Raw genomic sequence first — 8,745 nt, forward strand, 5'->3', positions numbered from 1 at the left:
CCCAGGCCGTAGATCACCGTGGGGTCGGTCTGCAGCGGCATGCCGATGCGCAGGCGGTTCACGAACACGCCGGCCACCAGGCCGCGGTCCTTTGCCGCGCCGGTCTCTTTCTCGACGATGGAAGCCAGCGTGAGCGCCTCGTCCATGTTGCGCAGCGGCGTGTTGGCCGCCCGCTCGGCCCAGGCGGCTTCGAGCTGGCGCTGCATGGCACGGTAGGCGCGCTTGAGCACGGCCACGTCGCTCGCGTTCTTGCTGAAGGCGTAGGTGTCTGGGTAGAAGCGGCCTTCGGGAGCCACCCCGGGTGCCCCGATGGCGGTCATCAGGTCGGCTTCGCTGAGCGTGGCGGTGGTCTGCTTGAGATCGGGTGCCTTGGCCAGCTCGGCGCGGAACTGGCGGAAGGTCCAGCCCTCGATCAGGCGCACCGTGGCCAGCACCTCGTCGCCACGCACCATCTTGTCGAGCAGGCCGCGCGGTGTGATGCCTCGTTCGATTTCGTAGCTGCCCGCGCGGATCTTGCGCGCCTGCCCGGACCAGCGGAACCATTCGTACAGCAGGCGAGCATCCGCCCGCACGCCGGCCTGCACCCAGGCCAGGGCCACATCGCGCGGCGCGGTCTTGGGTTCGATGGAGACTTCGACCGAATTGGCGGCGAGATCGAGCGGCCGATCAAGCCACCACACCACCGCGGCTGCCGCCCCGACTGCGGCCAGCACGGCCAGCAACAGCAGGCGGCGCAGCAACTTCACGAACATCGCAGGCCGGCGCCGTGGCGCATCAACCCTGAAGGCAGTTGGATCATGGGGGCTGATGATAATCGGCGCATGACGACCTCCACCTCTCTCGAAGGCGCCGCGCCCCTGCCCCACTGGGGCGTGATCCGCGCCCAAGGCGCCGATGCCGCGGCCTTCCTGCATGGCCAACTCACCAACGACTTCGCCTTGCTCGACAAGGCCCATGCACGCCTCGCCGGCTACTGCTCGGCCAAGGGCAGGCTGCTGGCGAGCTTCATCGGCTGGAAGCGCTCGGATGACGAGGTGCTGCTGGCCTGCAGCGCCGACCTGCTGGCACCCACGCTCAAGCGCCTGTCGATGTTCGTGCTGCGCGCCAAGTGCAAGCTCAGCGACGCCAGCGGCGAGTTCCGCCTGCTCGGCCTGGCCGGCGCATCGGCCACCGCCTACGCGGGTGCAGCCTCGGTGTGGGACAGGCTCTCACGCGACGGCGCCGACATCATCCGCCTGCCCGATGCCGCCGGCACCGCACGCTACCTGTGGGCCGCACCCATCGACACCGCAGTGCCCACCCTGCCTGCGCTCGACACCGCCACCTGGCGCTGGGGCGAAGTGGCCAGCGGCGTGGTGACCATCGAAGCCGCGACCGTCGACCAGTTCGTGCCGCAGATGCTCAACTACGAGCTGCTGGGTGGTGTCGACTTCAAGAAGGGCTGCTACCCCGGCCAGGAGATCGTGGCGCGCAGCCAGTACCGCGGCACCATCAAGCGCCGCACCTTCCTCTTCAACAGCGAAGCCCAGCCCAGCGCCGGGCAGGAAGTTTTTCACAGCTCGGACCCGTCGCAACCGGCCGGCCTGGTGGCCAATGCAGCCGGGCACAGCGCGCTTGTCGAACTGAAGCTTGCAGCGGTGGGCCACGGCAGCATGCACCTGGGCGCGGCGGACGGCCCACGCCTGCAGCAAGCCGAGTTGCCTTACAGCGTTCCCATCGAGGCCGGCTGAAACAAACCCGCCGGCCATCCGCGGCAACAGTTCACACCGCCCACTCTTTGCGATCCATCGTGCGCGAGTTGTTCATCTACTATCGAGCGACGATTGAAAACGCCAGCGTTCTGCGCGCTGCGGCGCTGGCTCTGCAAGCCGATCTGCAGAGGCGGCACCCCGGCCTGCAGGCCCGGCTCTTGCGCCGCCCCGAGGCGGCCGATGGATTGCACACCTGGATGGAAACCTACGCCGCGCCTTCGAGCCCGAACGGCATCTCTGAATCGCTGCAAGGTGAGATCGAGATCGCTGCCCAGGCTCAGCTCGCTTCGCTGATCAATGGCCTGCGCCACACCGAAAGCTTCGTCGAAAGCAGCTTCATATGTGCCTCGTAGCCCTTGCCCTCGATCAGTCGCGGCGTTTCCCGCTGGTGCTCGCCACGAACCGCGATGAGTTCTTCAAGCGCCCCGCCGCCCGCCTGGGCTGGTGGTCGCCCGGCCCCGGCCTACCCGACATCCTGGGTGGCCGCGACCTCGAGGCCGGCGGCACCTGGCTCGGCCTCACCACACAAGGCCGGCTGGCGTTGATCACCAACGTGCGCGACCCGAGCCACAAGGACGCGTCGGCACCCTCGCGCGGGACCATCGTGCCGCGCTGGCTGGCCGGCGACCTCACGCCCGACCGCTTCTGGATGCACACCGCGCTGTCGGGCCACAACGGCTTCAACCTGATCGCCGCCGACTTCCAGCGCGGCGAATGCTTCTGGGCCTCGAACCACGACGCCAACCCGATGCGCCTGGAGCGCGGCTTGTACGGCCTGTCGAACGCCTCGCTGGACACGCCCTGGCCCAAGGTCGTTGCGCTCAAGGACGAGATGCGCGAGGCCATCGACAGCAGCGAATCGGTCGACGTGTTGATCTCGCGCCTGTTCGAGGCGCTGGGCGACCGCACGCAAGCCCCGGACGAACTGCTGCCGTCCACCGGCATCAATCGCGAGCTGGAGAAGGCGCTGTCTCCGGCTTTCATCCGCACGCCTGACAGTGGCTACGGCACGCGTTGCTCGACCATCGTCGTGACCGAGCGCGTCAACAAGCGCATGGTGACCCATGTGCTGGAGCGCACCTACAGCGCCACCGGCGGCATGGCCCTGCTGCGCCGCTCCACGCTGAAGGACTGGCCGCCCCGCTATGCCGATGACACGCCGGCCGAGAGCGTCTCGCAAGGCGCGGTGACCGAAAGCGAAGAAAGCGCGGGCGAGCCACCGGCCATTCGCAAGACGCGGGTGCGCAGCCTGCTCAAGCCCGAAGGCACGCGCCGCCGCCGCACCTCGGCGCCCAGCACGGTCTACTGACCGTCTTCAGAGGTTGCGCATCATCTCGATGTGCGGGATGCCGACCTCTTCGAAGACCACCCCTCGCGGCACGAAACCCGCCCGGCTGTAGAAGGCCTCGGCCGAGGTCTGCGCATGCAGCACCGCTTCGCGGTAGCCGCGCTCGCGGGCGGTCTTCATGAGCGCGTCGAGCACCGAGCGCCCCACCCCGCTGCCGCGCATGGTCTGCGCGACGGCCATGCGGCCGATCTTGGCCACACCCGGCACGTGCTCCAGCAGGCGCCCCGTGGCCAGCGGCCGGCCGAAGCGGTTGTAGGCCACGGCGTGGATGCAACCCGGGTCAGGGTCGGCCTCGTCCCACTCCATCTGCATGGGAATGCCCTGCTCTTCGATGAAGACGGAAGTGCGGATGTTGCGAGCATCGCGCTCCAGTTCATCCCAGCCGCCCACGCGCACCTCGACCATGGGCTTGCCGGCCTCGAAGGCCTGGAGCAGGTCGCGCAGCTCCTGAGGCACCGGCTTGGACTTCTGCGTGGCCGGGTCGGCGAACACATAGACCAGTTCGCCGCTGACCAGCAGCTGCTCGTGCTTGAAGACGGCGCAGCTGAACACCAGAGACGAATTGCCGATGCGCCCGCAACGCACGCCGATGTCGAGCACGTCGTCGTAGCGGGCCGAGCCTTCGTACTCGACCGTCGCCTTGCGCACGAAGAGGTCGCCGCCCAGGTAGGCCATGGTCTCGGCATAAGGCATGGCGAGTGCGCGCCAGTAGCCGCCAACCGCGGTGTCGAAGTACATCAGGTAGTGGCCGTTGAAGACGATCTTCTGCACGTCGACCTCGACCCAGCGCACGCGCAGGCGCTCGGTGAACCGGAACTCGCTTCTCTTCATGTCTCGAATGCTTTCTTGAGTGCGGCGGCGGCCAGGTTCATGGCCGCGCCGGCTTCGGGCAGGGAGCGTCCCATCTTGATGAAATCGTGCGTCACGCCGCGGTAGATCTCCAGCTCGACCGCCACACCACCCGCGCGCAGCTTGTCGGCATAGGCCACGCCTTCGTCGACCAGCGGGTCGCACTCGGCAAGGATCACGCAGGCCGGCGCCGTGCCTTCCGTGTCGTCGGCATGCAGCGGGGCGAAGCGCCAGTCGGTGCGGTCTTCGTGCGCGATGTAGTGGTCGAAGAACCAACCGATGCCTTCGGCGTCGAGCAGGTAGCCGTTGGCAAAGCGCGCGTGCGACGGGGTGTCCTGGTGGGCCGAGGTGCCGGGGGTGATCAGCAACTGCAGCGCGAGCGGCAAGCCGGTGTCGCGCGCATGCAGCGCACTCACCGCCGAGAGCGTGCCGCCGGCACTGTCGCCGCCCACCGCGAGGCGGGAGCCATCGAGCCCCAGCGTGTGACCATGCATGTGCAGCCAGGTCATGGCAGCCCACGCATCGTTCACCGCGGTCGGAAAGCGGTGCTCCGGCGCCAGGCGGTAGTTCAACGCCAGCACGGCCGCGCCACTGCGCAGGGCGAGTTGGCGGCACAGGCTGTCGTGGGTCTCGAGGTTGCCGATGGTGAAGCCGCCGCCATGCAGGTACAGCAGCACCGGCAAGCGCTCGTGGCTGGGCGCGTACAGGCGTGCGGGCAAGGCCGCGCCATCGCCTGCCGGGATGTGAAGCTCCTCGACCCGCGCGAGCGCTGCCCGCGGCAGGTCGAGCACCTCCGACACCAGGGTGTACGTGGAGCGCGCCTCGCGCACCGGCAAGCGGTACAGCGGCGTGAAGTCCGCACGTGCGATACGCGTCAAGACGCCTCGCATCGCGGAGGTCAGAAGGGGGTCATTCACGAGAGGCCAATGGGATGTACCGATGCAGCGCGGCAGTGTGCCAGAGCATACTGAGCGACCGACTCTCCACGCATCCTCAGGGCATTTGCACCATGGCTTTCATCAACTACCTCACGCAGATCCAGCTCGACTTCGGAACCGTCGCCATGCTGCCGCAAGAGTGCGAGCGCATCGGCATCAAGAAGCCGCTGGTCGTGACCGATGCCGGCGTGCGGGCGGCCGGTGTGCTCGACAAGGCACTCGTCGCGCTGGGCAAGGTGCCGCATGCCGTGTTCGACCAGACGCCCTTCAACCCCACCGAAGCCGCCGTGCGCGCGGCCGTCGAGGTCTACAAGGCCACCGGCTGCGATGGCCTCATCGCCGTGGGCGGCGGCTCGAGCATCGACCTGGCCAAAGGCGTGGCCATCGCTGCCACGCATCCGGGGTCGATGAAGACCTACGCCACCATCGAAGGCGGCAGCGCCAAGATCACCGACGCGGTCGTGCCGCTGATCGCCGTGCCCACCACGGCGGGCACGGGCAGCGAGGTGGCGCGCGGCGCCATCGTGATCGTCGACGACGGCCGCAAGCTGGGCTTCCACAACTGGTCGCTGCTGCCGCGTGTCGCAATCTGCGATCCCGAACTCACGATCGGCCTGCCGCCCCTGCTGACCGCAGCCACCGGTATGGACGCCATCGCCCATTGCATGGAGACCTTCATGGCCCCGGCCGTGAACCCACCGGCCGATGGCATCGGCCTCGACGGACTGGAGCGCGGCTGGAAGCACATCGAGCGCGCCACCCGCAATGGCCAGGACCGCGAAGCACGCTGGAACATGATGAGCGCGAGCATGCAGGGCGCCATGGCCTTCCAGAAGGGCCTGGGCTGCGTGCACTCGCTGAGCCACAGCCTGGGCGGCGCCAACCCCAGGCTGCACCACGGCACGCTGAACGCGATGTTCCTGCCGGCCGTCGTCAAGTTCAACGCCAGCGCCGAGTCCATCGCCAAGGAAAACCGCCTGCAGCGCATGGCCCATGCCATGGGCATCGGCAGCACCGACAGCCAAGGCAACGAACTCGCCGATGCGCTGCGCGACATGAACAAGCGCCTCGGCCTGCCCAGCGGCCTGGCCGCCATGGGTGTCACAAAAGACCTGTTCGAGAAGGTGATCGACGGCGCGATGGCCGACCACTGCCACAAGACCAACCCACGCATCGCGACGCGCGACGACTACCGGGAGATGCTCGAAGCATCGATGTAGGGCCGGAAATGAAAAAGCCCAGGGGCTTGTGGCTCCTGGGCTGGAAGCCAAGATGGCAGGTCGCCACCCCAGCTTTGCTTCTTAGCGACGGTTGATGGTTCAGCCGTGCTTTGCGTCGAAGAACTGTTCGTCTTCGGTCGATCCCTTGAGTGCGGCCGTCGAAGCTTCGGCTTCGATGGTCGTGGTGACAGCGTCGAAATAACCGGTGCCCACTTCACGCTGGTGCTTCACTGCGGTGAAGCCACGCTCGGCGGCCACGAATTCCTTCTCTTGCAGTTCGACGAAGGCGCTCATGTTGTTGCGCGCGTAGCCGTAGGCCAGGTCGAACATCGAGTAGTTCAGGCTGTGGAAGCCAGCCAGCGTGATGAACTGGTACTTGTAGCCCATCGCGCCCAGCTCGCGCTGGAACTTGGCGATGGTGGCGTCGTCGAGGTTCTTCTTCCAGTTGAACGACGGCGAGCAGTTGTAGGCCAGCAGCTTGCCCGGGAACTTGGCGTGGATGGCGTCGGCGAAGGCCTTGGCGAAAGCCAGGTCGGGCTTGCCGGTTTCGCACCAGATCAGGTCAGCGTACGGGGCGTAAGCCAGGCCGCGGCTGACAGCTTGCTCCAGGCCGTTGCGGGTGCGGAAGAAGCCTTCCACGGTGCGCTCGCCGGTCAGGAAGGGCTTGTCGTTGTCGTCCACGTCAGAGGTGACGAGGTCACCGGCTTCCGCGTCGGTACGGGCCAGCAGAACAGTCGGCACGCCGGACACGTCGGCGGCCAGACGGGCAGCCACCAGCTTGGAGACGGCGTCGCGGGTGGTGACGAGCACCTTGCCGCCCATGTGGCCGCACTTCTTGGCAGCGGCCAGCTGGTCTTCGAAGTGCACGCCGGCGGCGCCAGCGTCGATCATGGCCTTCATCAGTTCGAAGGCGTTCAGCACGCCACCGAAACCAGCTTCAGCGTCGGCCACGATCGGGGCGAAGTAGTCGATGTCGTTCTTGCCTTCGGACCACTGGATCTCGTCAGCGCGCTTGAAGGTGGCGTTGATGCGCTTCACGACCTTCGGCACCGAGTCCACCGAATACAGCGACTGGTCGGGGTACATCTCGCCATTGCTGTTGGCGTCGCCGGCGACTTGCCAGCCCGACAGGTAAATGGCCTTCAGACCGGCCTTGACCTGCTGCATGGCCTGGTTGCCGGTCAGTGCGCCGAGCGAGTTGATGAAGGGCTCGGTGTTGATCAGGTTCCACAGCTTTTCGGCACCGCGCTTGGCCAGCGTGTGCTCGATGGGCAGCGAGCCGCGCAGACGCACCACGTCGGCAGCGGTGTAGCCGCGCTTGATGCCCTTCCAGCGGGGGTTTTCCGCCCAGTCTTTTTCAAGGGCGGCGATCTGTTGTTCACGAGTCGGTTGCGTCATGACGAACTCCTAGAGGTTGGGGAAAGAGATCAGCGGGAGGAAGAATCTGGGCTCAAGAATAGCGCCGAGCGTTCCGGAGGGGAAGACTTGTGTCTTATATAAGACTAAAAATCTTACATAAGCAAATCAATGACTTAGGCAATCTATCCCATGATAAGAAATCTCTTTTTCTTAGATGGGAAGAAATGCGGCATTGCAACATCTGCGGATACCACATTACGAAACGCCTATTCCTGAATGTGAAAGTCCGTCACACGTGGCAAGCTCGCTGACCATGAGCTCCTTCGCCTTCCTCTCCGACAGCCGCTTTCTGCGTGCGCCACCGGCCAGCGGCGATACGCCCTACGCCGTCGCCGGCGTTGCCTGGGACGGCAGCGTGACCAACCGCCCAGGCGCGCGTTTCGGCCCCCGCGCCATCCGCGAAGCCAGCCACATGTTGTGCGATGGCACGCACCCGCACTTCAATCTCAGCCCGGAAGGAATGCTCGGTGACGTGGGCGACCTCGTCCTGCCCAACACCAGCCTCGAAGGCATGCGCGCCGCGCTCGCGCCGCAGGCCGAGCGCCTCGTCCGCGCCCACCACATGGCCTGGATCGGCGGCGACCATTCCATCACCCTGCCCTTGCTGCGCGCCTACAAGGCCTGGCTGGGCCGGCCGCTCGCGGTGATCCACTTCGATGCGCACTGCGACACCTGGTCCGACCATTTCGGCGAACCCAGCGGCCACGGCACCTGGGTCTATGAAGCCATGCAGGAAGGCCTGGTGATCAACGAATGCTTCACCCAGATCGGCATCCGCTCGGCCGGCCTGCGCGAGGCGCGCGAGTACGTGCGCGACCAGGGCGGCCAGATCTTCACCGCCCGCGACCTGCGTGGCCTGGAAAGCCCGCAACAGCTCGCCCCGGCGCTCGACGCCATCCGCAACCGCCTGGCGCAGCATGGTCACCCGCCGGTCTACCTGAGCCTGGACATCGACTGCCTCGACCCCGCCTTCGCGCCCGGCACCGGCACGCCCGAGCCGGGCGGCATGACGACCAACCAGGTACTCAGCTTGCTTGAGGAGCTGGCCGACCTGCCCTTCGTGGGCATGGACTGCGTCGAGGTGGCCCCGCCGTACGATCACGCGGAGCTCACCAGCTACGCCGCCGCCAATTTCGTCTGGACTTACCTGTGCGGCAGGCTTATTTCCAACGCCCGCAAACCGGGCTCTTATTGATTTGCACAACGAATCAGCACCTCTG

Annotated in this window: 9 protein-coding genes; 5 read left to right on the top strand and 4 right to left on the bottom strand. The window is 66.6% G+C overall.

The genetic code is table 11. The annotated features are described in order from the left end of the window. Positions 1-752 (bottom strand): endolytic transglycosylase MltG (mltG, locus tag VFL64_RS04480; RefSeq protein ID WP_489539184.1); only part of this gene is annotated, 752 nt, incomplete at its 3' end. Between the two features lie 69 nt (positions 753-821). Between mltG and ygfZ the strand changes: the two genes are divergently transcribed. The 3 genes from ygfZ to VFL64_RS04495 are packed head-to-tail and all read left to right on the top strand — an operon-like array spanning position 822 to position 3,060. Next, positions 822-1,730, top strand: coding sequence for a CAF17-like 4Fe-4S cluster assembly/insertion protein YgfZ (gene ygfZ, locus VFL64_RS04485; protein WP_489539185.1), 909 nt, complete (start codon positions 822-824; stop codon positions 1,728-1,730). A 59-nt stretch (positions 1,731-1,789) separates the two neighbouring features. Then, the gene (locus VFL64_RS04490; protein WP_489539186.1) at positions 1,790-2,104 is read left to right on the top strand and encodes a DUF4936 family protein; all 315 of its coding nucleotides are present in this window, start codon (positions 1,790-1,792) and stop codon (positions 2,102-2,104) included. Beyond that, positions 2,092-3,060 (top strand): NRDE family protein, encoded by a 969-nt coding sequence (locus VFL64_RS04495; RefSeq protein WP_489539187.1) that lies wholly within the window; start codon positions 2,092-2,094, stop codon positions 3,058-3,060. Before VFL64_RS04490 ends, VFL64_RS04495 begins: the two co-directional genes overlap by 13 nt. Before the next feature lie 6 nt (positions 3,061-3,066). On the opposite strand, the gene VFL64_RS04500 is transcribed toward VFL64_RS04495, so the two are convergent. Together VFL64_RS04500 and VFL64_RS04505 are read right to left on the bottom strand one after the other, a co-directional pair. Then, a complete protein-coding gene (locus tag VFL64_RS04500) occupies positions 3,067-3,930 on the bottom strand; it encodes a YbgC/FadM family acyl-CoA thioesterase (RefSeq protein WP_489539188.1) in 864 nt (287 codons plus the stop codon). Beyond that, entirely contained in the window at positions 3,927-4,838 is a 912-nt protein-coding gene (locus tag VFL64_RS04505) for an alpha/beta hydrolase (protein WP_489539189.1), read from the bottom strand. Before VFL64_RS04505 ends, VFL64_RS04500 begins: the two co-directional genes overlap by 4 nt. A 119-nt stretch (positions 4,839-4,957) precedes the next feature. Between VFL64_RS04505 and VFL64_RS04510 the strand changes: the two genes are divergently transcribed. Further along, the gene (locus VFL64_RS04510; RefSeq protein ID WP_489539190.1) at positions 4,958-6,106 is read left to right on the top strand and encodes an iron-containing alcohol dehydrogenase; all 1,149 of its coding nucleotides are present in this window, start codon (positions 4,958-4,960) and stop codon (positions 6,104-6,106) included. Between the two features lie 99 nt (positions 6,107-6,205). Here the strand turns inward: VFL64_RS04510 and aceA are convergent, their stop codons facing one another. Further along, positions 6,206-7,504, bottom strand: a complete 1,299-nt coding sequence (gene aceA, locus VFL64_RS04515; protein WP_489539191.1) for an isocitrate lyase — start codon at positions 7,502-7,504, stop codon at positions 6,206-6,208. Positions 7,505-7,778: 274 nt separating this feature from the next. Here aceA and speB point away from each other — a divergent pair, with 274 nt between their 5' ends. Then, a complete protein-coding gene (speB, locus tag VFL64_RS04520) occupies positions 7,779-8,720 on the top strand; it encodes an agmatinase (protein WP_489539192.1) in 942 nt (313 codons plus the stop codon). The last annotated feature ends 25 nt before the right edge of the window (positions 8,721-8,745 follow it).

Origin of the sequence: Rhizobacter sp. (assembly GCF_035702065.1) — a bacterium.
In the GTDB taxonomy this organism is placed as follows: domain Bacteria; phylum Pseudomonadota; class Gammaproteobacteria; order Burkholderiales; family Burkholderiaceae_C; genus Rhizobacter.

Excerpts from the sequence above, each read along its gene's own strand:
- ygfZ (WP_489539185.1), top strand. The coding sequence starts at position 822 with ATGACGACCTCCACCTCTCTCGAAGGCGCCGCGCCCCTGCCCCACTGG.
- speB (WP_489539192.1), top strand. The coding sequence starts at position 7,779 with ATGAGCTCCTTCGCCTTCCTCTCCGACAGCCGCTTTCTGCGTGCGCCA.
- aceA (WP_489539191.1), bottom strand. The coding sequence starts at position 7,504 with ATGACGCAACCGACTCGTGAACAACAGATCGCCGCCCTTGAAAAAGAC.
- VFL64_RS04505 (WP_489539189.1), bottom strand. The coding sequence starts at position 4,838 with ATGCGAGGCGTCTTGACGCGTATCGCACGTGCGGACTTCACGCCGCTG.
- VFL64_RS04510 (WP_489539190.1), top strand. The coding sequence starts at position 4,958 with ATGGCTTTCATCAACTACCTCACGCAGATCCAGCTCGACTTCGGAACC.
- VFL64_RS04495 (WP_489539187.1), top strand. The coding sequence starts at position 2,092 with ATGTGCCTCGTAGCCCTTGCCCTCGATCAGTCGCGGCGTTTCCCGCTG.
- VFL64_RS04500 (WP_489539188.1), bottom strand. The coding sequence starts at position 3,930 with ATGAAGAGAAGCGAGTTCCGGTTCACCGAGCGCCTGCGCGTGCGCTGG.